The following is a 23,843-nucleotide window of genomic DNA, read 5'->3' as shown; positions in this document are numbered from 1 at the left end:
CCCGTGTGGTTGCTGGTGACGAACGCCCAGCTCAGCGCCACGAGGTGAACCCAAGCCAGAAGAAGGTCGAGGCCCCCCGCGTGAGCGGTTACCGAACGCTGCCGATTCCCGACGGTCTGGACGGCATGCGCGTCGACGCTGGCCTCGCGAAGCTGCTCGGCCTGTCCCGCACCGCCGTCGCGGCCATCGCCGACTCCGACGACGTGCTGGTCGACGGCCGGGTCGTCGGCAAGTCCGACCGGCTCACGGCCGGGGCGATGCTCGAGATCACGCTGCCCGCGCCGCCGCAGCCGGTCACCGTCCAGGCGATCCCCGTCGAGGGTCTGAAGGTCATCCACGAGGACGACGACATCATCGTCGTCGACAAGCCCGTCGGGGTCGCCGTGCACCCGTCGCCGGGCTGGACCGGGCCGACCGTCGTGGGCGGGCTCGCCGCCGCCGGCCACCGCGTCGCCACGTCCGGCGCCGCCGAACGCCAGGGGGTCGTGCACCGGCTCGACGTCGGCACCACGGGCGTGATGGTCGTGGCGAAGTCCGAGTCCGCGTACTCCGCGCTGAAGCACGCCTTCAAGGAGCGGACCGTCGACAAGGTCTACCACGCGATCGTGCAGGGCCACCCGGACCCGATCAAGGGCACCATCGACGCGCCGATCGACCGGCACCCGAAGCACGACTACAAGTTCGCGGTGATGAACTCCGGCAAGCCGTCGATCACCCACTACGAGGTGATGGAGGCGTTCCGGGCGGCGTCGCTCGTCGAGGTCCACCTGGAGACCGGCCGCACGCACCAGATCCGCGTGCACTTCTCGGCACTGCACCACCCGTGCGTGGGCGACCTGACGTACGGGGCGGACCCGACGCTGTCCAAGCGCCTCGGCGTCTCGCGGCAGTGGCTGCACGCGCACCAGCTCGGGTTCCACCACCCGGCCGACGGGCAGTGGGTCACGTTCACCTCCGAGTACCCGGACGACCTGGCGCAGGCGCTGGAGAAGCTGCGCGACGAAGGCTGATTGCTTCTGGGTAAATCATCGGTTGATAACGTTGCACTTGATGTTAACCGGTGTGCTCAATAGCGTTTCCGGCATGAACCTGATCGTTCTCGCCGCCTCCGGCCGCACCGGGCTCGCACTGACCCGGCAGGCCCTGGAGCGCGGCCACACCGTCACGGCCATCGCCCGCGACCCGCGGCGGATCGCCCTCGACCACGAGAACCTGCGCAAGGTGGCGGGCGACGTGAGCGACCCGGCGAGCATCGCGGCGGTCGTCGGCCCGGACTCCGTCGTCCTGTCCGGCCTCGGCACGGAAACCGCCGGCGTGCTGTCGGCCGGCGCCGAGGCGGTCGTCGCTTCCGGTCCGGCGCGGATCATCTGGCTCGGCGCCTACGGCACGGGCCCGTCCGCCGAGGCGGCGGGCGAGGGCGCCGCGGTGCTGGAGAAGTTCCTGGGCGACCGGATCCCGGACAAGGTCGCGGCCGACAACGCCGTCCTCGCCGCCGGCGGCACGGTCTTCCACGCCGGGGTGCTCAGCGACGAGCCGGAGAGTCCCTCCAGGCGCACGGTCGGCCTGGACGAAGGGCCGCCGCTCGACCTGCGCGCCACCGTCGGGCGCGAGACCGTGGCCGCCGCCATGCTCGACGAGGCCGAGGCCCCGCGCTTCCCCGGCGCGGTGGCGCTACCCCTGTCCTAACACCTCGGCGAGAGTCGTCCGCACCAGCTCCCGCAGCCAGGCGTGGGCCAGGTCCGAGTCGTAGCGCTGGTGCCAGTTGCAGTTGACCGGAGCCTCCGGCGACTCGGCGGGCAACGGCCGGGTGACCAGCCCGAACGCCTCGATCAGCGGACGGCACAGGATCGCCGTCGTGGTCACCAGCGCGTCGCTCGCGGCCGCGATCTGCAGGGCCGAGTGGACCGTCGCCACGGTCGCGATCACCCGGCGGTGCAGGCCCTGCGACTCCAGCAGGTCGTCGATCGGCGCGGTGAACCGGCCGCGCCGCGAGACCACCACGTGCGGCTGGGCCGCGTAGGCCGGCAGGTCCAGGTGGCCGGTGCACGGGTGGCCCGCGCGCATCAGCACGGCGAGCGGGTCGGTGCCGAGGGTCTCGGAGCGGAACTCCGGCAGGTCCGGGGCGCCACCGCCGAGCTCCAGGTCGACCCGGCCGTGCCGCAGGTCGTCGGTGTCGGAGGAGTGCTCGGCGAGCACCCGCAACCGCACACCGGGCGCCTGCTCCGCGATCTTCCCCACCAGCACGGGCACCAGCGACGACGCCAGCGCGTCGTGGCACTGGATGGTGAACGTGCGGTCCAGCGACGCGAGGTCCAGCTCACGGCTCGGCGAGAGCACGGCGTTGGCCTCCCGCACCAGCCGGTGCACCTCCTCGGCGATCCCCAGGGCGTACGGCGTCGGCGTCATCGAATGACCCGTCCGCACCAGGATGTCGTCGCCGGTCACCTTCCTGATCCGTCCCAGCGTCCTGCTGACCGCGGGGGACGACAGGTGCAGCCGTTCCGCCGCTCCCATCACGCTGCCCTCCTCGAGGAGGGCGTCCAGCACCGTCAGCAGGTTCAGATCCGCTTGCATGACCACCAATCCTGGAGGAAGCCGTGCTCGTCCCCACCACCGCCGCCGTCCGCCGTGCCGGAGCGCGCCTGCTGAAGCGCTACTCGACCGAGTCCCGCACGTCGAGCCTCGCCGACGTGATCGCCGCCGTCCGCGCCAACGACGAGGCCGTCGTCGACCTGCTGGAGCCGGCGCTGGCCGAGATCAACCCCGCCGCCCGCTGGCTCAACGACGAGCACGGCTCCGGCCCGATCGAGGACGGCGAGTGGTGGCTGATCGACCCGGTCGGCGGCAACCTGAACGCGATCCACGGCATGACGGACTGGAACATCGGCGTCAGCCTGGTCCGCGACGGCCGCCCGGTGCTCGCCGTCGTCTACTTCCCGCTGTTCGACGAGATGTTCACCGCCACCGAGGGCGGCGGCGCGTTCCTCAACGGCGTGCGGCTCACCGTCTCGGACAAGACCTCGCTCGACGGCGCGCTCGCGGGCACCGGTCAGGCCCAGCCCGGCCAGCCGGCGGAGATCGCCGAGAAGACGGGCGCCTCGTTCACCGCGATGGCCAAGGCCGCCCTCTACGTCCGGGTCTCCGTGCCGGTGACGCACCAGCTCGCGCAGGTCGCCGCGGGACGGATGGACGTGCACTGGCAGCACGACAACGTGCGCGCGCACGCGTCCGGTGTGCTGCTCGTGCAGGAAGCGGGCGGTGTCGTCACCGGCCTCGACGGCGAGCCGTGGACGATCGACACCCCCGAGTACGTCGCCGCCGCGCCGGGGGTGCACGGCGCGGCGCTGGACGTGCTCAGTCGTCGATAGTCCAGACGAGGGTGTTCAGGTCCACCTCGGGGCGCACGCTCCAGCGGACCTGGATCACCTCGGTCGCGTCCGGCAGCACGAACACCGTGTGGCCGCCGGCGGTCTCGCCGGGCTGCACGCCGAGCTTGTGCGCCGGTCGCGACGACAGCGACACCGGCGCTTTCGTGACGGTCTCGCCGGTCTTGGTGACCAGCACGAGGTACATGTCCGGCAGCGAGGTGTACGAGACCTGCGAGGCGTTCGTCACCTCGGTGTGCACGACGACGGCCCGTTCGCCGTCGGCGAGCTTGTAGCCGGCCGCCGTGAACAGGAAGTCCGCCGGGTCGACCACCTCGACCAGCTGGATCTGCAGGTGCGCGCCCTCCAGGCTGTCGGCCTCCAGCGAGGAGCCGATCTTGCCGGTGCGCGAGACGGGCTTGGGCTGCGGCTGGTCCGCGCGCACCCACCCGGCCGACTGGGGCGGGCCCCACGTGGCCTGCGGCTGGGGCTGGGGCTGGGCCGGGAACGGCTGGCTGACCGGGCCCTGCGGTCCGTACGGCTGCTGGACCTGGTGCGGACCGCTCTGGTGCACGGCGTACGGGCCGGACTGGGGCGGGCCGAAGTAGTTGCCGTAGGCGGCGGCGTTCGCGAGGGCGCGGCGGACGCCGTTCGGGTCGCACTCGACGCCGACGAGCACGGGCAGGCCGCTGCCGGAGAGCGTGATGAGGCGCATGGCGGCTTCGCGGGGGTCCATGCCCAGCCGCTGCGCGAGCTCGTGCACGGCTGCGCGGCCCGTCTCGGCCAAGACGGCGAGCAGGCGGGCGTCTACGGGATCGGGGGCCACCACGGTTGCAAACGCTACTCGGAGGCCGGGACCACCGTGGCACCGCCCGCCGGATCGTGATCACGCGGCACGCCGCCAGCCGGGTCGGCGACTCGCGCATGCCACCGCCGCGCGCGGCCTGTAGGGTTGGCGGGCGCCAGGACGTGAGAGTCCCTTGTTCGCGCAGAAACGCTTGCTACACAAGGGGGTTGCCCGTGGTGGACTCGTTTGTGCACCTGCACGTGCACACCGAGTACTCGATGCTGGACGGTGCGGCCAAGGTGGCCCCGCTGTTCGAGGAGGCCGGACGCCTCGGCATGACGGCGGTCGGCATGAGCGACCACGGCAACATGTACGGGTCCGACGAGTTCTACCAAACGGCGCGGAAGACCGGCATCAAGCCGATCATCGGCATCGAGGCCTACCTCGCGCCGCACAACCGCCTGCACAAGAAGCCGGTCTTCTGGGGCGACCCGGGCCAGCGCGGCGACGACATCTCGGGTGCGGGTGCCTACACGCACATGACGATGTGGGCGCGCAACGCGGACGGCCTGCGGAACCTCTTCCGGCTGCACACCGAGGCGAGCAAGACGGGCTACTACTACAAGCCCCGCATGGACCGCGAGCTCGTCGCGCAGCACTCCGAGGGCATCATCGCGACGACCGGCTGCCCCTCCGGCGAGGTGCAGACCCGGCTGCGGCTCGGCCAGGTCGACGAGGCGCTCAAGGCCGCCGCCGACTACCAGGACATCTTCGGCAAGGAGAACTTCTTCCTGGAGCTGATGGACCACGGCCTCGACATCGAGACCAGGGTCCGCGAGGGCCTGCTGGAGATCAGCCGCAAGCTCGGCATCCCGCCGCTCGCGACCAACGACAGCCACTACGTCACCAAGGACCAGGCGGACACGCACTCCGCGTTGCTCTGCGTGCAGTCCGGCAAGATGCTGACGGACCCGAACCGGTTCAAGTTCGACGGTGATGGTTACTACCTGAAGTCGTCCGAGGAGATGCGGCAGATCTGGAAGGACCTGCCGGAGGCGTGCGACAACACGCTGCTCGTCGCGGAGATGGTCGAGTCCTACGACGACATCTGGAGCGTCAAGGACCGCATCCCGAACTTCGAGGTCCCCGAGGGCGAGGACCAGGCGTCCTGGTTCCGCAAGGAGATCCGGCGCGGCCTGGAGTGGCGGTTCCGCGACTCCGAGGTGCCCCAGGAGTACATCGACCGCTGCGACTTCGAGGCCCAGGTCATCATCGACAAGGGCTTCCCGGCGTACTTCCTCATCGTCGCCGACCTCATCAACTACGCCCGCAGCGTCGGCATCCGCGTCGGCCCCGGCCGCGGTTCCGCCGCGGGCGCCGCCGTGTCGTGGGCGATGGGCATCACGAACATCGACCCGATCCCGCACGGCCTGCTGTTCGAGCGGTTCCTGAACCCCGAGCGCACCGCCATGCCCGACATCGACATCGACTTCGACGACCGCCGCCGCGGCGAGATGATCCGGTACGCGAGCGAGAAGTACGGCGCCGACAAGGTCGCCCAGGTCATCACCTTCGGCACCATCAAGACCAAGGCCGCGCTGAAGGACTCGGCGCGCGTGCACCACGGCCAGCCGGGCTTCGCGATCGCCGACAAGATCTCCAAGGCGCTGCCTCCGCCGATCATGGCGAAGGACATCCCGCTCAACGGCATCGTCAACAAGAGCCACCCGCGCTACGGCGAGGCCGCCGAGGTCCGGTCGCTGCTCGAGACCGACTCGCAGGTGAAGGAGATCTTCGACACCGCGCTCGGCCTGGAGGGCCTGATCCGCAACGCCGGCGTGCACGCCTGCGCGGTGATCATGTCGAAGGACCCGCTCACCGAGTCCATCCCGCTCTGGTACCGCGACGACGGCTCGTTCATCACCGGCTGGGACTACCCGTCGTGCGAGAACATCGGCCTGCTGAAGATGGACTTCCTCGGGCTGCGCAACCTGACGGTCATGGGCGACGCCATCGAGAACATCGAGATGAACCGCGGCAAGGACGCGGTCCCGGACTTCGACACGCTCCCGATGGACGACCCGGAGACCTACGCGCTGCTCGGCCGCGGTGACACGCTCGGCGTGTTCCAGCTGGACGGCGGTCCCATGCGCGACCTGCTGCGCCGCATGCAGCCGACGTCGTTCGAGGACATCGTCGCCGTCGGCGCGCTGTACCGCCCCGGTCCGATGGGCGTGAACGCGCACAACGACTACGCGGACCGCAAGAACGGCCGCCAGGACGTCAAGCCGATCCACCCGCAGCTCGAGGAACCGCTCAAGGAGATCCTCGGCGAGACGCACGGCCTGATCGTCTACCAAGAGCAGATCATGTTCATCGCCCAGGAGGTCGCGGGCTACTCGATGGGCCGCGCGGACGTGCTCCGCAAGGCGATGGGCAAGAAGAAGGCCGAGGTCCTCGCGAAGGAGTTCGAGGGCTTCCAGGAGGGCATGCGCAACGACCCGCGCGGGTTCTCCGACGAGGCGATCAAGGCGCTGTGGGACACGATCCTCCCGTTCGCCGGCTACGCGTTCAACAAGTCGCACGCCGCCGCGTACGGCCTGATCTCGTACTGGACCGCGTACCTCAAGGCGAACTTCCGCGCCGAGTACATGGCCGCGCTGCTCACGTCCGTCGGTGACAACAAGGACAAGTCCGCGGTCTACCTCGCGGAGTGCCGCCGCCTGGGCATCAAGGTCCTCCCGCCGGACGTCAACGAGTCGGCGCTGCGGTTCTCCGCGGTCGGCACGGACATCCGCTTCGGCCTGGGCGCGATCCGCAACGTCGGCGCGAACGTCGTCGAGTCGATCATCAAGAGCCGCAAGGAGAAGGGCGCCTACACGTCCTTCACGGACTTCATGGACAAGTCCGAGCTCGTCGCCTGCAACAAGCGCGTGATCGAGTCGCTGATCAAGGCCGGCGGGTTCGACTCGTTCGGCCACACCCGCCTGTCGCTGATCCAGGTCCACGAGGACGCGGTCGACGCCGTCGTGCCGATCAAGCGCAAGGAGGCGGAGGGCCAGTTCGACCTGTTCGGCGGGGACAGCGCCGACGACCAGGACGACAGCACGTCACCGCTGGCGCACCTCAAGTTCGGCACCGAGGAGTACCCGCGCAAGCAGATGCTGAGCCTCGAGAAGGAGATGCTCGGCCTCTACGTCTCCTCGCACCCGCTCGACGGCGCGGAACGGATCCTGCGCAAGTTCGCGCCCAGGCCGATCGCGGTCGTGCTCGACGACCCGCCCAAGGAGGGCGAGCTGATCGTCTCGGGCATGATCTCGTCGATCGAGCGCCGGGTGAACAAGAACGGCCTGCCGTGGGCGATCACGGTGATCGAGGACCTCGACGCGTCCGTCGAGGTGCTGTTCTTCCCGAAGTCCTACGAGGTGCTGCGCGACGACCTGGAGCTCGACTCCGCCGTGTGCGTGAAGGGCAGGGTGAACTGGCGCGAGGACAAGATGGCGATCTTCGGCGACGGTGTCGTCCCGCTCGACATCAGCGACGCGGAGGCGAACCCGGGAGCGGACCCGCCGCTCGTCCTGGGGCTGCACACCAAGACGCTGACGCCCGAGCTCATCGAGGAGCTGAAGAGCGTCTTCAAGTCCCACGAGGGGCAGGTCGCCGTGCACCTGGAGGTGCAGAAGCGCGACAGGTCGAAGGAGATGCTGGTGGTGGAGAACTTCCGCGTCCAGCCGACACCGTCGCTATTCGGCGACCTGAAGACCCTGCGGGGCGTGACGATCCAGCGCTAGACGATCCGGCGCTGGAAAGCGCTGGGGGCGTGGGGAATGACCGAATTCGTCGTGGATGTCGGCTGTCGGACGAGCGGTTCGGAAATCGCACGGGAATCAGTGGCGACGGCGGAGTAAACGGGGTTAACTGGGTTGGGTGACGACACTCACCCAGTTGCCCGACGACTACGTCCAGAACCCGCACGAAGTGCACGACATGTTGCGTGCCGAGGGGCCCGTGCAGGAAGTCCACATGCCGCGTGGGCTCAAGGTCTGGCTCGTGACTCGGTACGACGAGGCGAAGATCGCCCTCACCGCCCCGGAGGTCAGCAAGAACGTCATGGACGGTGGCCACCTCATGGTGGTGCACTCCCCCGAACCCGAGCAGGGCCGCCGGCTCCAGCCCCGGTTCGCCGCGAACATGCTCAACCTGGACCCGCCGCACCACACCCGGCTGCGCAAGCTCGTGACCAAGGCGTTCACCGCCCGCCGCGTCGAGCTGCTGCGCCCGCGCGTGGAGGAGATCGCCGCCGAGCTGATCGCCCAGCTGAACGACGGCGACGAGGTCGACCTGCTGGACGTCTTCGCGTTCCCGCTGCCCATCACGGTGATCTGCGAGCTGCTCGGGATCCCGATCGACAACCGCGACGACTTCCGCGAGTGGTCCAACCAGCTGCTGTCCTTCGGCACGCCCGAGCAGGTGGAGGCCGCGAGCGCCGCGATGGCGGGGTTCCTGCTCCAGCACGTGACCGCCATCGCCGAGGCCGAGCCGAACGACACGTTCTTCTCCGCCCTCGTGCACACCGAGGACGCCGGTGACCGGCTGACCACCGAGGAACTGGTCGGGATGGCGTTCCTCCTGCTCGTGGCGGGCCACGAGACGACGGTGAACCTCATCGGCAACGCGGTCCTGTCGCTGCTGCGGAACCCGGACCAGCTGCAGATCCTCAAGGACCGCCCGGAGCTGATCCCGGCGAGCACGGAGGAGTTCCTGCGGCTGGAGGGCCCGGTCAACATCGCGACCTTCCGCTACACCAAGGAACCCCTCGAGCTCGGCGGCGTCACGGTGCCCGCCGACGAGATCCTGATGGTGTCGCTGGTCGCGGCCAACCGCGACCCCGAGCGCTACGAGAACCCGGACCAGCTCGACGTGACGCGGTCCGCGCAGGGCCACGTGGCGTTCGGCCACGGCATCCACTTCTGCCTCGGCGCGCCGCTGGCCCGGCTGGAGTTCGACGTCGCGATGACGCAGCTGCTGGCGCGGTTCCCGAACCTGACGCTCGCGGCCGAGCCGGAGACGTTGGCGTGGCGGGACAGCACGCTCATCCGCGGCCTGCACACCCTCCCCGTGCGCCTGGCCTAATGTGCAGCGGGTGGACGACCTGCTGAAGCTCGACCAGGCGCACGTCTGGCACCCGTACGGACCGATGCCGGGCACTCAGGAGCCGTTGCTCGTCACCGCGGCCTCCGGTGTCCGGCTCACCCTCGCCGACGGCCGCGAGCTGGTCGACGGCATGTCGTCCTGGTGGGCCGCGATCCACGGCTACCGGCACCCGGTGCTGGACGCGGCCGTCACCGAGCAGCTCGGCCGGATGAGCCACGTGATGTTCGGCGGGCTCACGCACGAGCCCGCCATCCGGCTCTGCGAGAAGCTCGTCGAGATCACCCCGTCCGAGCTTCAGCACGTGTTCCTCTGCGACTCCGGCTCGGTGTCGGTCGAGGTCGCCGTCAAGATGTGCCTGCAGTACTGGCGGTCGCGCAACCGGCCCGAGAAGCGGCGGCTGCTGACGTGGCGCGGCGGCTACCACGGGGACACGTTCACCCCGATGTCCGTGTGCGATCCCGAGGGCGGGATGCATTCGCTGTGGCGTGGAATCCTGCCGGAGCAGGTGTTCGCGGACGAGCCGCCGGCCGAGATGGACACCGCGTACGTCCAGCACCTCGCCGACCTGGTCGACCAGCACGCCGACGAGCTCGCCGCGATCATCGTCGAGCCGGTCGTGCAGGGCGCGGGCGGCATGCGGTTCCACGACCCGCGCTACCTGCACGTGTTGCGCGAGCTGGCGTACACGCACGACGTGCTGCTGGTGTTCGACGAGATCGCCACCGGCTTCGGGCGCACCGGCGAGCTGTTCGCCGCCGACCACGCCGATGTCAGCCCGGACGTGATGTGCGTCGGCAAGTCGCTGACCGGCGGGTACATGACGATGGCCGCCACGCTCTGCACGCCGCGGATCGCGAACGGGATCAGCCAAGGCGAGGTGCCGGTTCTCGCGCACGGGCCGACGTTCATGGGCAACCCGCTGGCGTCGGCGGTGTCGCTGGCGTCGATCGAACTGCTGCTGTCGCAGGACTGGAAGCGCGAGGTCGCCCGCATCTCGGCCGGGCTCGCCGACGGACTCGCGCCCGCACGCGCGTTGCCCGGCGTTCGGGACGTGCGCGTGCTGGGCGCTATCGGCGTCGTGCAACTGCACGAGCCCGTGGACATGGCACGGGCCACTCGTGCGGCCGTGGACGCGGGCGTGTGGTTGCGGCCGTTCCGCGACCTGATCTACACGATGCCGCCGTTCGTCAGCACGGACGACGACATCGCGGCGATCTGTCAGGGCGTGATCGCGGCCGCGAGCTGAGTGTCGGTCGGCTCGACCAGGAAGTCGCCGTTCGGCAGCACGACGACCGGGATGTTCCTGCGGCCCGCGATCTCGATCGCGCGATCCCTCGCCGCGTCGTCGTGCTCGACGTCGACGTAGGTGAACGGCACGTCGTTGCGGGTCAGCCAGGACTTGGCCCGGCGGCAGTCACCACACCACTCGGCGCCGTACATCACGATCGGTTGCTCAGTCATGCCGTCACGGTAGGTGACGTCCTAAGCTGACGGGTCGTGAGCGTGCTGGTGATCACCGGAACCGGGACAGAGGTCGGCAAGACCGCCGTCACCGCGGGCATCGCGGCGCTGGCCAGGGCAGAGGGCAGGCGGGTCGCGGTGCTGAAGCCCGCCCAGACCGGCCTGCTGCCCGGCGAGCCGGGCGACGTGGCGGAGGTGGCGCGGCTGGCGGGCGACGTGACGACCCGTGAGCTGGCCAGATACCCCGACCCGCTGGCGCCGGCCACCGCGGCCAGACGCGCTGGCCTGCCGGCCGTGCGGCCGCAGGACGTCGCGGCCGAGGTCACCGCGCTCGACGCGACCCACGACCTGGTGCTGGTCGAGGGTGCGGGCGGGCTGCTGGTGCGGTTCGACGAGAGCGGTTCGACGCTGGCCGACATCGCGTGGGCGGTGAACGCGCCCGTCCTGATCGTGGCTCGAGCCGGGCTCGGGACGCTCAACACGACGGCGTTGACGGCCGAGGCGCTGCAACGGCGCGGGCTGGAGGCGATCGGGGTCGTCGTCGGCAGCTGGCCGCCGCACCCGGACCTCGCCTCGCTGACGAACCTCGCCGACCTGCCGGAGGCGGCGGGCGCACCGCTGCTCGGCGCGTTGCCCGGAGGCGTGACGAAGCTCGGTCCCACCGACTTCCTGGCGGTCTCGAAGAGATCGTTCTCGCCGTGGTTCGGGGGCGAGTTCGACCCGGAGACGTTCGCGGCTCAGTTCGCGGTCCAGTGACCTACGTCGCTCCACGATGAAGGATTCAGTGCGGCATAGTGCACGCCAGGCCACCGGAGGAGGAGAGACCGTGACCGCAGCACCGGAACAGATCGACGTGCTCGACGAGGCTCGTGAGCAGGTGCTCGAACGAGGAGTCGGGCTCACCGAGGCCCAGGTGCTGAAGGTGCTGGAGCTGCCAGAGGACCGGATCGGCGACCTGCTGGCGCTGGCGCACGAGGTCCGCGAGCGCTGGTGCGGCCCCGAGGTCGAGGTCGAGGGCATCGTGTCGCTCAAGACCGGCGGCTGCCCCGAGGACTGCCACTTCTGCTCGCAGTCCGGCCAGTTCCCCTCACCGGTGCGGTCGGCGTGGCTGGACATCCCCGGCCTGGTCCGCGCGGCGCGGCAGACCCGCGACACCGGCGCGACCGAGTTCTGCATCGTCGCGGCCGTGCGCGGCCCGGACAAGCGGCTGCTCTCGCAGGTGCGCGACGGCATCAAGGCCATCCGCGAGGACGGCAACGACATCCAGATCGCCTGCTCGCTCGGCATGCTCACGCAGGAGCAGGTCGACGAGCTCGTGGCGATGGGCGTGCACCGCTACAACCACAACCTCGAGACCGCGCGTTCGCACTTCCCGAACGTCGTCACCACGCACTCCTGGGAGGAGCGCTGGGACACGTTGCGGATGATCCGCGACGCCGGCATGGAGGTCTGCTGCGGCGGCATCATCGGCATGGGTGAGACGCTGCAGCAGCGCGCGGAGTTCGCCGTGCAGCTCGCGGAGCTGGAGCCCGACGAGGTGCCGTTGAACTTCCTCATCCCGAACCCCGGCACGCCGTACGAGAACTACCCGGTCGTCGAGGGCACCGAGGCGCTGCGCACGGTCGGCGCGTTCCGGCTCGCGCTGCCGCGCACGATCCTGCGGTTCGCCGGCGGCCGCGAGCTGACGTTCGGCGACCTGGGCGCGAAGCAGGGCATGCTCGGCGGCATCAACGCGATCATCGTCGGCAACTACCTGACGAACCTCGGCCGCCCGGCGCAGCAGGACCTCGACATGCTCGACGAGCTGTCGATGCCCATCAAGGCGCTGAGCCAGACCCTGTGACGACCTACTGCTCGTTCTGCGGCAAAGAGGAAGCTGACGGCGACCACGCGTTCTGCCGTCAGCGCCTGTCGGCGATCGACCCGCCGCGGTACTGCCCCGAGTGCGCGCGCCGGATGGTCGTCCAGGTGACCCCGGACGGCTGGACGGCGCGCTGCAGCCGGCACGGAGAGACTGCTTCGGCCCGGAACTGAGACGCGGTAGTAACCTCTCGCGAATGGACGAGAACGCCGCGCCGGTGCGCATCGAACCCGTGCCGGAGCCGCCGTACGTCTACCACTACGTCCGGCCGCGGCCGAAGGTCGTGGTGAAGCGGGATCTGCTGCCGGCGCTGGGTGTTCTGCTGACGACGTTCGCGTTCGGGCTGCCCGCCGCGTACGTGTGGTCGTGGCTCGCCCCGGCCCAGCTCAAGATCGTCTCGCCGCAGGACGGCAAGTTCTACCCGATCGGGGTGGAGAGCTACCACCGGCTCGACGCGCTGATGATCTTCGTGGTCATCGGCCTCGGCGCGGGCGCGATCACCGGCATGGCCGTGTGGTTGCTGCGGTCCCGGCGCGGGCCCGTCGTGATGCTGGCGATGACCGCGGGTTCGTTCGCGGCGGCGTGGTTCGCGCAGTGGCTGGGCGGATCGCTGGCGGCGGGGGAGTACCCGCTGCCGGCGGAGATCAAGGCGAACGACACCCTGCTCGTCGCGCCCGCTCTGGAGACGTGGTGGGGAATCCTGGCGTGGCCGCTGGCCGCCGCGCTGGCCTACGGCTGCTGCACGGCGTGGAACGGGCTGGACGACCTGGGGCGGCGCCTCGGCTGACCTCGCCGGGGCACCGCCCTCGTGCGGACCTACCCCACGCGGTAGGCGAAGTCCGGCATGTCGGTCACGAACATCTGCCCCGGCGCGTGCGTGATCGCGAACGGCGGCCTCGACTTCATCAGCACCGCCTGCGGAGTCACGCCGCACGCCCAGAACACCGGCACGTCACCGGGTTCGTGCTCGACGGCGTCACCGAAGTCCGGCGCCTCGACGTCGGCGATCCCGAGCATGCCGGGGTCGCCCGCACCGACCGGGGCGCCGTGCACCGACGGCATGAGCGCGGTGACCTTGTGCGCGATGTCCACGAGGGACTCCGGGATCCACCGCATCGACACGACCATCGGCCCGTGCAGCCGTCCCGCCGGCCGGCACTGGACGTCCGTGACGAACATGGCGACGTTCTTGCCCTGGTCCACGTGCCGCAACGGCACACCCGCGTTCGTCAGCGCCGTCTCGAACGTGAAGCTGCAGCCGATCAGGAACGTCACCAGGTCGTCGCGCCAGTGCGCGGTCGCATCTTCCGGTTCGGCCGTCAGCTCGCCGTTCTCCCAGATCCGGTAGCGCGGCGCGTGGGTGCGCACGTCCGCGTCCGGCTTGAGGGCGCTGACGGTCTCGCCGGCGTCCAGCACGTCGAGCACGGGGCACGGCTTGGGGTTGCGGTGGGTGAAGAGCAGGAAGTCGTACGCCCAGTCCTTCGGGACGGCGATCAGGTTCGCCTGCGCCTGTCCCGGCGCTTGGCCCGCGGTCGTCATTCGAGCTCCTTGTTGACCGTCTCGGGCAGCCAGATGAGCGCGATGACCGCGATCCCGTAGGCCGCCGCCCCGAACAGCATGGCACCGCCGATGCCGAGCCGGTCGGCCATGAACCCGACGAGACCGGGGAACACCGCGCCGAACGCGCGCCCGAAGTTGTAGGTGAAGCCCTGCCCCGTACCGCGCAGCTGAGTGGGGTAGAGCTCGGACAGGTAGCTGCCGAACCCGCTGAAGATCGCGGACATGCAGAACCCGAGCGGGAAGCCGAGGAACATGACCAACGTGTTGGCGCCGTTGGGAATCTGCGTGTAGGCGACGATCAGGAGGGCGCTCGCGACGGCGAACAGCGTGAAGGTCTTCTTGCGCCCCAAGTAGTCCGTGAGGTAGCCGCCGCTGACGTACCCGATCCACGCACCGGTGATGAGGAACGCGAGGTACCCGCCCGTGCCGATGATGGTGAGGCCGCGGCCGGTCTGCAGGAACGACGGCAGCCACGTGGCGAGGGTGTAGTAGCCGCCCTGGACACCGGTCGCGAGCAGTGCGGCGAACAGCGTGGTCTTGACGATGCCGGGCGCGAAGATCTTGCGGAACGTGCCGCGTTCCTTGGGCTGCGCCTGGGTTTCCGGGGCGTCGTCGACGTTGCGGCGCACGTAGAAGATGAGGATCGCGGGCAGCGCGCCGGTCCAGAACATGATGCGCCACGAGATCGCGGGGTCGGCGAGCGACGCGACCAGCGTGTTGACGACGACCGCCAGGCCCCAGCCGACCGCCCACGCGCTCTGGATGAACGCGACCGTGCGCCCGCGGTACTTCGGCTTGCAGTACTCGGCCACGAGGATCGCGCCGGCCGCCCACTCGCCGCCGAAGCCCAGGCCCTGCAGCGCGCGGAACACCAGCAGGGTCTCGTAGCTGGTGGCGAAGCCGCACAGCACGGTGAAGAACGCGTAGGCCGCGACCGTGATGACCAGCGTCTTCGAGCGGCCGAACCGGTCGGCCATGACACCCGCCACCGCGCCGCCGATGGCGCTCATCAGCAGCGTGCTGGTGCCCAGCAGGCCCGCCTCGGCCTTGGTGAGGCCGAAGTAGCCGGTGATCGCGACCAGGCTCAGCGGCAGGACCCAGTAGTCGTAGGAGTCGAGCCCGTAGCCGCCGAACGCGCCGATGAACGCGCGCCGGCCCTTCTGGCCGAGACTGCGGAACCAGGCGAACCGGCCTGTCTCCTCGGTCGTGGTCGTGCTCATGGGACACCTCGCAGCGTGGTGGAGGAGTGTTGGAGTGTGACGGAGACCTCAGAGTATGGATTGTTCAACAATCCCACAAGGGCACAATCCAACGATCCAACGATTGGAGCTGCGGGCTCGGCTGTTCGGGTAGGAGCAGGTGGGGAGGGGCGGCGTGGCATGCCGCGGCGCGAACCCCGTGGGCGCGACTCGGCTGACCGTCCGCCGTCGAGTGTGCTGACCCGGCACGATCGCGCCGGGTCAGCCGCCAGGGGACGGACTAGTTCGGGTTCGGCACGTGCCCGAACTCCGTCAACGGCACCGGCACCGCCTTCAGCGCGCTGAGGATCCCGGTCTCCCGGTGCAGCATCTTCCGCACCAGCCGCAACCGCCGCGCCGGCGAGCGCTCCTCCAGCAGCCGCTGCCGGTCCTCGACGGGCAGCAGGCAGTCCGCGGCCAGCAGGTACGACAGGTCCCCGAGGGACACGTCGTCGGCGGGCGGCGACCAGTCCTCCTGGTGCCAGGCGGCTTCGCAGTACCGCTCGTGCGCCGCGCGGGCACCGCGTTCCAGCAGGGGCACGACCTCCTGCGCGGCGGCGGGCACCGGGGCGTCGTCGAGGTACTCGACGTGCGCCAGCAGGTACGGCGCCGTCGTCGTGTCGACGTCCAGCAACCGGAACCGCTGCACCCCGCGCGTCACGATGTCGAAACGGCCCTCCGGCAGCGGGCGGGCGTCCAGCAGGTCGGCGGAGCAGCCGATGTCCTGCAGGGAGCGGACGTTGTCGGCGCCCACCTCCCAGCCCTCCTTGATGCAGACCACGCCGAACGTGCGCCCGAACAGCGAGCCGGTCATCAGGTCCACGACCAGCTGGCGGTAGCGCGGTTCGAAGATGTGCAACGGCAAAGACGCGCCGGGCAGCAGCACGGTGCCCAGCGGGAACAACGGAAGCGTCTCTGCCACGCGTGCAACGTTACGGGGTGCCACCTCCGCCTGCTGGACGGCCGGATCCCGGCGGTCTCAACACGGCGAACGGATCGGTCACCAGGATTTCCTTGGCGCTGAACCGGAACAACGCGGCCGGACGGCCTCCCGACGGTCCGGGAGGAGCGGTCCCACCTGTCGCTTCCAGCAACAACCTCCTGGACAGCACCCGCTGGAGGTTCGTCGCGGACACCCGGTAGCCCAGTGCCGCGGAGTAGTGGTCGCGCAGCAGGGAAATCGTGAACTCCGGTGGCGCCAAAGCGAAGCCGAGGTTCGTGTAGGACAGCTTCGAGCCCAGCCTGTGCCGTGCTCGGGCGACGATCGAGGCGTGGTCGAACGCCATCGGGGGCAGTTTCTCCACGCAGTGCCACGCGGTGTCCGACGGCACCTCGGGGTCGACGTCCGAGCGGACCAGTCCGAGGAACGCCGTCGCCACCTGGCGGGGTGCCGGGACGCGGTCCGGGGCGCTGAAGACGGCCAGCTGCTCGACGTGTGACAACTGTCGCACGTCGACTTTCTCCGCCAGCTGACGGCGGATCGAGGTCTCCACGTCCTCGTCCACCCGCAGGCCACCGCCCGGCAGCGACCAGCGGTGAGCGTGCGGTTCCCGTGCGCGCTCCCACAGCATGACCTGAAGTGACGCACCTCTCACCCGCAGCACCGCTGCCAAAACTTCATGCCCCACGCCCGCCACTCGGCTGATACTATCGGCCACGTTTTCGACCAATAGGCGAAAACCCCGGATCGAGGAGGCAGTGATGGTCGCTACCGCAACCGTGGAGCGAACCGCGTCGGGTGTGTACGGCGGAGTCGAGCCGAACGCCGCGTGGCGGGACGAGGTGTTGCGCCTCGCGAAGGAGCGGGACGCGGTCATCCTGGCGCACAACTACCAGCTGCCCGAGATCCAGGACATCGCCCACCACACCGGCGACTCCCTGGCGCTCAGCCGGATCGCCGCGCAGTCCGACGCGCAGACCATCATCTTCTGCGGCGTGCACTTCATGGCCGAGACCGCGAAGATCCTGGCTCCCGAGAAGACGGTGCTGATCCCGGACGAGCGCGCGGGCTGCTCGCTCGCCGACTCGATCACCGGCGCGCAGCTGCGCGAGTGGAAGGCGCAGCACCCCGGCGCGGTCGTCGTGTCCTACGTGAACACGACCGCCGAGGTGAAGGCCGAGACGGACATCTGCTGCACGTCGTCGAACGCCGTCGACGTGGTGCGCTCGATCCCCGCCGACCGCGAGGTGCTGTTCTGCCCCGACCAGTTCCTGGGCGCGCACGTCAAGCGCGAGACGGGCCGCGAGAACCTGCACATCTGGGCGGGCGAGTGCCACGTCCACGCCGGCATCAACGGTCCGGAGCTGGCCGAGCGCGCCGCCGCGAACCCGGACGCCGACCTGTTCATCCACCCCGAGTGCGGCTGCGCCACGAGCGCGCTCTACCTCAGCGGCGAGGGCATCGTCCCCGCGGAGAAGGTCAAGATCCTCTCGACCGGTGACATGATCACCGCCGCCCGCAGCACGAACGCGCGCAAGGTGCTCGTCGCGACCGAGGTCGGCATGCTGCACCAGCTGCGCAAGGCCGCGCCCGAGATCGACTTCCGCGCCGTCAACGACCGCGCGTCCTGCACCTACATGAAGATGATCACGCCGGCCGCGCTGCTGCGGTGCGTGCGCGACGGCCTGGACGAGGTGCACGTCGACCTGGAGACCGCCAAGCGCGCCCAGGGCGCCGTGCAGCGCATGATCGAGATCGGCCAGCCCGGCGGCGGTGAGTGATGGCCGCGCGCTGGGAGGCGCGAGCCGACCTGATCGTGGTCGGCACGGGCGTGGCGGGTCTCACCGCCGCGCTGCGGGCCCGTGAGCTGGGGCTTCGGGTCCTGGTCGTCACGAAGGCCGAGGGCGACGACGGCAACACGCGCTGGGCGCAGGGCGGCGTCGCCGTCGTCATGGAGGACCAGCACGACCCCGGTGACACGGTCGGCAAGCACGTCGAGGACACGCTGACGGCGGGCGCGGGCCTCTGCGACGCGGCCGCGGTCACCGCGATCATCGGCGACGGCCCGCAGGCCGTGGCGCGGCTGCGCGAACGCGGCGCCGTGTTCGACGCCAGGCCGGACGGCCTGCTCGAACGCACCCGCGAGGGCGGCCACAGCGCGTTCCGCGTCGTGCACGCCGGCGGTGACGCCACCGGTGCCGAGGTCGAACGCGCGCTGCTCAAGGCCACTGTGGACGGACGAGTTCCCCTGCTGGAGAACCACGTCGCGGTCGACGCGGTCAAGACGCCGCTCGGCGCGGTCGGCGGTCTGCTGGTGCTCGACGGCAACGGCGTGCCCGGTGTGCTCACCGCGCCCGCCGTGCTGCTCGCGACCGGCGGCATCGGGCAGATGTACCAGGCGACCTCGAACCCGTCCGTCGCGACGGGCGACGGTCTCGCGCTCGCCCTGCGGGCCGGCGCGCTCGCCGCGGACGTCGAGTTCATCCAGTTCCACCCGACCGTCCTCTACACCGGACGCGGCGCCCGCGGCCGTTGCCCGCTCGTCACGGAAGCCGTGCGCGGCGAGGGCGCCGTGCTGGTCGACGCGACCGGCGCCCGCGTGATGAAGGGCGTGCACCCGCTGGAGGACCTGGCCCCGCGCGACGTCGTGGCGGCCGCGATCACCCGGCACATGGCGCTCGGACCGGGCGGCGTCGACGACCACGTTTTCCTGGACGCGACGGCGTTGCACGACATGGCGACTCGCTTCCCGACCGTGTACTCGGCCTGCGTCTCGGTGGGGATCAACCCGGCCGTGGACCCGATCCCCGTCGCCCCGGCGGCCCACTTCGCCTGCGGCGGCGTGGTGTCGTCGGTCGACGGACGCACCGGCGTGACCGGTCTGTACGCGGTCGGCGAGGTGGCCCGCACAGGCCTGCACGGCGCGAACCGCCTGGCGTCCAACAGCTTGCTCGAAGGCCTGGTCTGCGGCACCCGCGCCGCCGAGGCCGTGGCCGCCGACCTGGCGATCGGCCTGATCGCGCCCGCCCGCGGCATCGACCCGGTGCTGCCGACGGCACCGGTGGCGGACCGGGACATGCTCCAGCGCGTGATGTCCCGCTACGCCGCGATCGGCCGCGACGCGGAAGGCCTCGCGGTCGTCGGCTCGGTGCTCGACGTGTCCACTGTGGACAAGCAGCTGGAGTCGCGCGAACTGGTCGAGGACGCGGCGCTCACCCTGGCCGCCCGCGCTCTGATCGCCGCGGCGCAGGAACGCACCGAGTCGCGCGGCTGCCACGTCCGCACGGACTTCACCGAGCGTTCGCCGCAGTGGCAGCGCAGCCAGCTCGTCCGGCTCACCCCGACCGGTCAGCCCGTGCTGGCCGATCCCGTTCTCGCGGAGGGTGTCGCATGACCGCCACCGAGCAGCTCGGAATCGACTGGGACGACGCGAACCGCGTCATCCAGCTCGCCCTGGAGGAGGACCTCCGCTACGGCCTCGACGCCACGACGCTGGCGACGGTGCCGGAGAACGCCGTGGCCACCGCGGAGATCACCCCGCGCTCATCGGGCGTGCTGTGCGGCGTCTCCGTGGCGCGCGCGGCTTTCCAGCGCTACCTGCCCGACGTCGAGGTGGTCGCCGAGGCCGCCGACGGCGCCAAGGCCGTGCCGGGCGAACCCGCCCTGGTGCTCACCGGCTCGACCCGCGCCCTGCTCACGGTCGAGCGCACGGCGTTGAACCTGGTCTGCCACCTGTCCGGCATCGCTACGCGGACCGCGCTCTGGGTCGACGCGGTCGAGGGCACCGGCGCGAAGGTCCGCGACAGCCGCAAGACGTTGCCGGGCCTGCGGCTGCTGCAGAAGTACGCGGTCCGGTGCGGTGGCGGGGTGAACCACCGCATGGGCCTCGGCGACGCGATCCTCATCAAGGACAACCACGTCGCCGCGGCCGGGTCGGTCGGTGCCGCGATCCGCGCCGCCCGCGCGCACGCGCCGGAGCTGCTGATGGAGGTCGAGGTCGACAGCCTGGAGCAGCTCGACGAGGCGATCGCCGAGGGCGCGGAACTGGTGCTGCTGGACAACTTCACGCCCGAGCAGTGCGCGGAGGCCGTCGCGCGCAGGCCCGCGAACGTGAAGCTGGAGGCGTCCGGTGGGCTCACGCTGGACGTGGCCCGCGCGTACGCCGAGACCGGCGTCGACTACCTGGCGGTCGGCGGTCTCACGCACTCCAGCCCGTCACTCGACCTCGGCCTGGACCTGCGCTAGCGGCCGGTAGCGCACGAAACCACCCTGACGGACGCCGGGGAAGCTCTGCACCCGGCGCCAGTCAGCGGTGGCCGAACCGACGCCGTTGCCGTCGGACAAGGCGTCGACGTGGTCGTCGGCGCTGCGCCACTCCGCGTAGTTGACCACCTGCCTGCCGTCGTTCCTGACGTGGAACGCGGCGGAGATGCCGCCGGGGTGGGACTTCGGGTCGCTCGCCAGCGCCACGAACACCGAGTCGACCCACGCCTTCGCGGTCGCCTCGTCGTCGGTGTCGATCGTGACCAGCACGACGCAGCCGACGGCTTCGGCGCGGCCGGCCATCCCGCCGGTGCGGTAGAGCGTGAAGCCGTCGAGGTCGGTGCGGCCGCGGACGAACGGGGGCAGTGCGGGAAGAGTCATGGGCCCGATCGTGCGGGCTCGACCTAGCTGGAGGTCAAGCGTCGGTTCGCCAGCACCGGCAACACCTTCCGCGCTTCCTCCACCACGCCGAGGTCGAGGTCCACGACCGACACCTCGGGCCGGTCGGAGAGCTGGAGCACGACGTTGCCGAACGGGTCCGCGACCGTCGAGTAGCCGATCCCGGTCGGCGCGGTGGATCCCAGGTCACCGGGGTAGGCCTGCCCGCAGGCCACGACGAACGACGTGCAGTCGAGCGCCCGCGCCCGCACCAGCAGCTCCCACTGCTCCTTCTTGCCCGGCCCGGCGCCCCACGACGCCCCGAGCAGCACGGCGGACGCGCCCTGGTCGGCCAGCGCGCGGAACAGCTCGGGGAAACGCACGTCGTAGCAGGTCGCCACGCCCAACGTCACCCCGTCGACCTCGAACGTCACCACGTCCGAACCCGGCGCGACCGTGCGCGACTCCTGGAACCCGAACGCGTCGAACAGGTGGATCTTGTCGTAGCCCAGGTGCACGTCGGGCCCGGTGACCAGCAGCGTGTTCGTCACCCGGTCGCCGGAGGGCGTGAACATCCCCGTCACGACCACGACGTCGTGCTGCACGGCGATCTCGCGCACCGCCGACGCCCACGGCCCGTCCAGCGGCTCCGCGACCGGCCCGAGCGGCACGCCGAAGCGGCACATGGTCGCCTCGGGCAGCAGCACGACCCGCGCCCCGTCGGCCCTGCGCACCGCGTCGCGGACCAGTTCCAGGTTCGACCTGGGGTCGGTGGTGGAGCTGATCTGACTCACGGCGATGCGCATGGGGACCACTGTAGGGTCCGACCCGTGCGTCGTTCCCCACTGCTCCTCGTCGTGTTGCTGGCCGTCGCGGGCTGCACCGAGACCGCCACACCGCGTCCGGACGGTGGCACGAACGGCACGTCGATCGTGCTGGCCGACCGCGACGAGCCGGCGACGCTCAACCCGCTGCTCGGCTACGGAGCGCAGGGCGTGTCGAAGATCTACAACGGTCTCGTCGAACACCGCCAGGACGGCTCGCTGCGGCCCGACCTCGCCGCCGACCTGCCCGAACCGGCCGCGGACGGGCTGAGCTGGACGGTGAAGCTGCGCGGCGACGTCAGGTTCACCGACGGCACCGCGTTCGGCGCCGAGGACGTCGTCGCCACCTACACCGCCGCGCTGCAGAGCCAGGTCAAGGACCGGTTCAGCACGCTCAAGGGCGTCGAGCAGGTCGACCCGTCGACCGTCCGCTTCACCCTCGCGCAGACGCAGGCCGCGTTCCCGCACCTGCTCGTGCTCGGCATCCTGCCCAGCGAGCAGGCGAACCCGGACGGACAGCCGGTCGGCACCGGTCCCTACAAGGTCAGCGAGTGGAAGAAGGGCGACCGGCTGCTGCTGGAGGCCAACGACGGCTACTTCGGCGGCGCGCCCAAGGTGAAGAAGGTGACGGTCGTCTTCGTCGCCGACGACACCCAGCGCGCCCGCCGCATGCAGGACGGCGAGTTCGACGGCACGGTGCTGCCGCCCAAGCTCGCCGAGTCGTTCACCGGCAGGTCGGGCCTGTCGGTGCAGTACCACCGCAGCGCCGACTACCGGTCCGTCACGCTGCCCGCCGCGCACCCGGTCACCGGCAACACCGCGATCCGGCTCGCCCTGAACTACGCCACCAACCGCCAGGGCATGATCGACAGCCTGCTGGAGGGCAAGGGCACGATCGCGTACACGCCGGTGCCGGACGCGCTGGCCGAGGTGTTCGACCCGAGCGCGAAGTTCCGCTTCGACAAGGCCGAGGCCGCGCGCCTGCTCGACGCGGCGGGCTGGGTCCCCGGCGCCGACGGCATCCGGGTCCGCGAGGGCGTCGCCGCCCGCTTCACGCTCATGTACCCGCTGGGCGACGACCTGCGCGCCGACCTCGCCACGGCGTTCGCCGCCGACGCCAAGGCCGTGGGGGTGGACGTGCAGCTCGCGGGCCTGTCGTGGGATGCGATCCGCCCACGCATGGGCACCGACGCACTGCTCTACGGCGAGGGCTCGCCGTTCGACCCCGACCTCATGCTCTACGGCCTGCGCGGCCAGGGCAGCCCCGCCGCCGACGAGGCCCTGGAGAACGGCCGCAGGCTGATCGACCCGGCCCAGCGGGCGGTGGCGTACAAGCTGTTCCAGCAGGCGTTCGTCGCGGCGCCGTCGATGGTGGTGCTGGTGTTCCCGGAGCACGCCTACGTGCTGCGCGACTCGTGGAACGGCTACGAGCCCGTGGTCGACCCGAACTCCTACGGCGCGCTGGCCTGGGGTCCGTGGTGGAACCTGGACAAGTGGGAGCCTAAGTAGTCCGGGCGTTGATGTCCTGAACGGCCTTCTGCGGGTCGTCCGCCCAGAACTCGACCCGTTCGACCCGCCGCACGCCGGTCTTGCCGAGGTTCACCAGCTGCGGCTCGTGGAACGGCACCGACACGTTGGTCTTGGTCAGCGACTGGATGACGAGCGCGTCCCCGATCACCTCGACGCTGCGCTGCCCCTTGTGGGAACGCTCGGCGACCTGCGCCGCACCGAGGTCCTCGGTGGGGATGCGCCAGTCGAAGAACCCGAGCTGCCGCAGCCGCAGCTCGTCGGCGGAGATCGTGTGCGGCTGCTTGTGCAGGACGTACAGCGCGCCCACGCACACGACGGCGTTCAGCACACCGAGGACGCTGAGGGTGATCAGCAGCCACGGGACGTCGAGGGCGAACGCGACCAGGGCGATCCCGACCGCCGTGATGATCAGGAACCGCCAGTAGCGCGGCCGCATGCGCTTGCCGTAGGGGATCTCCACCATGGCGACGAGCCTATTTCGT

At 70.6% G+C, this 23,843-nt stretch carries 23 protein-coding genes; 13 read left to right on the top strand and 10 right to left on the bottom strand.

All coding sequences use genetic code 11. The features are described from left to right. Nucleotides 1–125: 125 nt before the first annotated feature. Entirely contained in the window at nt 126–1,010 is an 885-nt protein-coding gene (locus tag VF330_RS22985) for an RluA family pseudouridine synthase (protein WP_330853735.1), read from the top strand. A 73-nt stretch (nt 1,011–1,083) separates the two neighbouring features. Beyond that, nucleotides 1,084–1,686: an NAD(P)-dependent oxidoreductase gene (locus VF330_RS22980; protein ID WP_330853717.1), complete on the top strand. Its 603-nt coding sequence runs from the start codon at nt 1,084–1,086 to the stop codon at nt 1,684–1,686. Here VF330_RS22980 and VF330_RS22975 read toward each other — a convergent pair. After that, entirely contained in the window at nt 1,672–2,574 is a 903-nt protein-coding gene (locus tag VF330_RS22975) for a LysR family transcriptional regulator (protein ID WP_330853716.1), read from the bottom strand. The two genes, VF330_RS22980 and VF330_RS22975, sit on opposite strands and share 15 nt — an antisense overlap. Before the next feature lie 23 nt (nt 2,575–2,597). Here VF330_RS22975 and VF330_RS22970 point away from each other — a divergent pair, with 23 nt between their 5' ends. Beyond that, entirely contained in the window at nt 2,598–3,368 is a 771-nt protein-coding gene (locus VF330_RS22970; protein ID WP_330853715.1) for an inositol monophosphatase family protein, read from the top strand. Here the strand turns inward: VF330_RS22970 and VF330_RS22965 are convergent. Beyond that, on the bottom strand, nt 3,355–4,194 hold the full coding sequence (locus VF330_RS22965; RefSeq protein ID WP_330853714.1) for an AsnC family protein: 840 nt from the start codon (nt 4,192–4,194) through the stop codon (nt 3,355–3,357). The two genes, VF330_RS22970 and VF330_RS22965, sit on opposite strands and share 14 nt — an antisense overlap. Before the next feature lie 236 nt (nt 4,195–4,430). On the opposite strand from VF330_RS22965, the gene dnaE reads away from it, so the two are divergent. The 3 genes from dnaE to VF330_RS22950 all read left to right on the top strand — a co-directional run bounded on the left by dnaE (nt 4,431) and on the right by VF330_RS22950 (nt 10,552). Continuing rightward, nucleotides 4,431–7,943, top strand: a complete 3,513-nt coding sequence (gene dnaE, locus VF330_RS22960) for a DNA polymerase III subunit alpha (protein ID WP_414675434.1) — start codon at nt 4,431–4,433, stop codon at nt 7,941–7,943. A gap of 136 nt (nt 7,944–8,079) precedes the next feature. Next, nucleotides 8,080–9,285, top strand: a complete 1,206-nt coding sequence (locus tag VF330_RS22955) for a cytochrome P450 (protein ID WP_330853712.1) — start codon at nt 8,080–8,082, stop codon at nt 9,283–9,285. Nucleotides 9,286–9,349: 64 nt separating this feature from the next. Further along, the gene (locus tag VF330_RS22950) at nt 9,350–10,552 is read left to right on the top strand and encodes an adenosylmethionine--8-amino-7-oxononanoate transaminase (protein WP_330853734.1); all 1,203 of its coding nucleotides are present in this window, start codon (nt 9,350–9,352) and stop codon (nt 10,550–10,552) included. Here the strand turns inward: VF330_RS22950 and VF330_RS22945 are convergent. After that, nucleotides 10,525–10,767 (bottom strand): glutaredoxin family protein, encoded by a 243-nt coding sequence (locus VF330_RS22945; RefSeq protein ID WP_330853711.1) that lies wholly within the window; start codon nt 10,765–10,767, stop codon nt 10,525–10,527. The two genes, VF330_RS22950 and VF330_RS22945, sit on opposite strands and share 28 nt — an antisense overlap. 36 nt (nt 10,768–10,803) lie before the next feature. Here VF330_RS22945 and bioD point away from each other — a divergent pair, with 36 nt between their 5' ends. The 3 genes from bioD (at nt 10,804) to VF330_RS22925 (ending at nt 13,415) form a co-directional block, all read left to right on the top strand. Next, nucleotides 10,804–11,523 carry a dethiobiotin synthase gene (bioD, locus tag VF330_RS22940; RefSeq protein WP_330853710.1) on the top strand — a complete coding sequence of 240 codons (720 nt, stop codon included), beginning with the start codon at nt 10,804–10,806 and terminating at the stop codon, nt 11,521–11,523. Nucleotides 11,524–11,593: 70 nt separating this feature from the next. Beyond that, nucleotides 11,594–12,610, top strand: coding sequence for a biotin synthase BioB (gene bioB / locus VF330_RS22935; protein WP_330853709.1), 1,017 nt, complete (start codon nt 11,594–11,596; stop codon nt 12,608–12,610). A 214-nt stretch (nt 12,611–12,824) separates the two neighbouring features. Further along, nucleotides 12,825–13,415 (top strand): DUF2567 domain-containing protein, encoded by a 591-nt coding sequence (locus VF330_RS22925; protein ID WP_330853707.1) that lies wholly within the window; start codon nt 12,825–12,827, stop codon nt 13,413–13,415. 29 nt (nt 13,416–13,444) lie between these two features. On the opposite strand, the gene VF330_RS22920 is transcribed toward VF330_RS22925, so the two are convergent. The 4 genes from VF330_RS22920 to VF330_RS22905 all read right to left on the bottom strand — a co-directional run bounded on the left by VF330_RS22920 (nt 13,445) and on the right by VF330_RS22905 (nt 17,027). Beyond that, complete coding sequence (locus VF330_RS22920; RefSeq protein WP_330853706.1) at nt 13,445–14,167, bottom strand: putative hydro-lyase; 723 nt, start codon at nt 14,165–14,167, stop codon at nt 13,445–13,447. After that, complete coding sequence (locus VF330_RS22915; protein WP_330853705.1) at nt 14,164–15,408, bottom strand: MFS transporter; 1,245 nt, start codon at nt 15,406–15,408, stop codon at nt 14,164–14,166. The genes VF330_RS22920 and VF330_RS22915 overlap by 4 nt, the downstream gene beginning before the upstream one ends. A gap of 259 nt (nt 15,409–15,667) precedes the next feature. Beyond that, nucleotides 15,668–16,348 (bottom strand): LON peptidase substrate-binding domain-containing protein, encoded by a 681-nt coding sequence (locus tag VF330_RS22910; protein WP_330853704.1) that lies wholly within the window; start codon nt 16,346–16,348, stop codon nt 15,668–15,670. A gap of 10 nt (nt 16,349–16,358) precedes the next feature. Beyond that, the gene (locus tag VF330_RS22905) at nt 16,359–17,027 is read right to left on the bottom strand and encodes an NUDIX hydrolase (RefSeq protein WP_330853733.1); all 669 of its coding nucleotides are present in this window, start codon (nt 17,025–17,027) and stop codon (nt 16,359–16,361) included. Nucleotides 17,028–17,127: 100 nt separating this feature from the next. On the opposite strand from VF330_RS22905, the gene nadA reads away from it, so the two are divergent. From nadA to nadC, 3 genes are read left to right on the top strand one after another with little or no spacing between them, the layout of a single operon-like run. Beyond that, nucleotides 17,128–18,147 carry a quinolinate synthase NadA gene (gene nadA / locus VF330_RS22900; protein WP_330853703.1) on the top strand — a complete coding sequence of 340 codons (1,020 nt, stop codon included), beginning with the start codon at nt 17,128–17,130 and terminating at the stop codon, nt 18,145–18,147. After that, nucleotides 18,147–19,760 carry an L-aspartate oxidase gene (locus VF330_RS22895; protein WP_330853702.1) on the top strand — a complete coding sequence of 538 codons (1,614 nt, stop codon included), beginning with the start codon at nt 18,147–18,149 and terminating at the stop codon, nt 19,758–19,760. Before nadA ends, VF330_RS22895 begins: the two co-directional genes overlap by 1 nt. Next, a complete protein-coding gene (gene nadC, locus VF330_RS22890) occupies nt 19,757–20,611 on the top strand; it encodes a carboxylating nicotinate-nucleotide diphosphorylase (protein ID WP_330853700.1) in 855 nt (284 codons plus the stop codon). The genes VF330_RS22895 and nadC overlap by 4 nt, the downstream gene beginning before the upstream one ends. On the opposite strand, the gene VF330_RS22885 is transcribed toward nadC, so the two are convergent. Together VF330_RS22885 and VF330_RS22880 are read right to left on the bottom strand one after the other, a co-directional pair. Beyond that, nucleotides 20,582–21,010 carry a hypothetical protein gene (locus VF330_RS22885; protein ID WP_330853699.1) on the bottom strand — a complete coding sequence of 143 codons (429 nt, stop codon included), beginning with the start codon at nt 21,008–21,010 and terminating at the stop codon, nt 20,582–20,584. The two genes, nadC and VF330_RS22885, sit on opposite strands and share 30 nt — an antisense overlap. A 23-nt stretch (nt 21,011–21,033) precedes the next feature. Then, complete coding sequence (locus VF330_RS22880) at nt 21,034–21,813, bottom strand: carbon-nitrogen hydrolase family protein (protein ID WP_330853698.1); 780 nt, start codon at nt 21,811–21,813, stop codon at nt 21,034–21,036. Between the two features lie 24 nt (nt 21,814–21,837). On the opposite strand from VF330_RS22880, the gene VF330_RS22875 reads away from it, so the two are divergent. After that, complete coding sequence (locus tag VF330_RS22875) at nt 21,838–23,340, top strand: ABC transporter substrate-binding protein (RefSeq protein ID WP_330853697.1); 1,503 nt, start codon at nt 21,838–21,840, stop codon at nt 23,338–23,340. Here the strand turns inward: VF330_RS22875 and VF330_RS22870 are convergent. After that, nucleotides 23,333–23,824, bottom strand: coding sequence for a hypothetical protein (locus VF330_RS22870; RefSeq protein WP_330853696.1), 492 nt, complete (start codon nt 23,822–23,824; stop codon nt 23,333–23,335). The two genes, VF330_RS22875 and VF330_RS22870, sit on opposite strands and share 8 nt — an antisense overlap. Nucleotides 23,825–23,843 lie beyond the last annotated feature (19 nt).

Source organism: Lentzea sp., assembly GCF_036380075.1.
Lineage (GTDB): Bacteria > Actinomycetota > Actinomycetes > Mycobacteriales > Pseudonocardiaceae > Lentzea.
The sequence above is the reverse complement of the archived record's forward strand: the minus strand, read 5'-3'. Positions and strand labels throughout refer to the sequence as shown.

Coding starts and splice junctions, on each gene's coding strand:
- VF330_RS22985 (WP_330853735.1), top strand. CDS start 126: ATGCGCGTCGACGCTGGCCTCGCGAAGCTGCTCGGCCTGTCCCGCACC.
- VF330_RS22980 (WP_330853717.1), top strand. CDS start 1,084: ATGAACCTGATCGTTCTCGCCGCCTCCGGCCGCACCGGGCTCGCACTG.
- VF330_RS22975 (WP_330853716.1), bottom strand. CDS start 2,574: ATGCAAGCGGATCTGAACCTGCTGACGGTGCTGGACGCCCTCCTCGAG.
- dnaE (WP_414675434.1), top strand. CDS start 4,431: ATGCTGGACGGTGCGGCCAAGGTGGCCCCGCTGTTCGAGGAGGCCGGA.
- VF330_RS22950 (WP_330853734.1), top strand. CDS start 9,350: ATGCCGGGCACTCAGGAGCCGTTGCTCGTCACCGCGGCCTCCGGTGTC.
- VF330_RS22945 (WP_330853711.1), bottom strand. CDS start 10,767: ATGACTGAGCAACCGATCGTGATGTACGGCGCCGAGTGGTGTGGTGAC.
- VF330_RS22925 (WP_330853707.1), top strand. CDS start 12,825: ATGGACGAGAACGCCGCGCCGGTGCGCATCGAACCCGTGCCGGAGCCG.
- VF330_RS22920 (WP_330853706.1), bottom strand. CDS start 14,167: ATGACGACCGCGGGCCAAGCGCCGGGACAGGCGCAGGCGAACCTGATC.
- VF330_RS22915 (WP_330853705.1), bottom strand. CDS start 15,408: ATGAGCACGACCACGACCGAGGAGACAGGCCGGTTCGCCTGGTTCCGC.
- nadA (WP_330853703.1), top strand. CDS start 17,128: ATGGTCGCTACCGCAACCGTGGAGCGAACCGCGTCGGGTGTGTACGGC.
- VF330_RS22895 (WP_330853702.1), top strand. CDS start 18,147: ATGGCCGCGCGCTGGGAGGCGCGAGCCGACCTGATCGTGGTCGGCACG.
- nadC (WP_330853700.1), top strand. CDS start 19,757: ATGACCGCCACCGAGCAGCTCGGAATCGACTGGGACGACGCGAACCGC.
- VF330_RS22885 (WP_330853699.1), bottom strand. CDS start 21,010: ATGACTCTTCCCGCACTGCCCCCGTTCGTCCGCGGCCGCACCGACCTC.
- VF330_RS22880 (WP_330853698.1), bottom strand. CDS start 21,813: ATGCGCATCGCCGTGAGTCAGATCAGCTCCACCACCGACCCCAGGTCG.
- VF330_RS22870 (WP_330853696.1), bottom strand. CDS start 23,824: ATGGTGGAGATCCCCTACGGCAAGCGCATGCGGCCGCGCTACTGGCGG.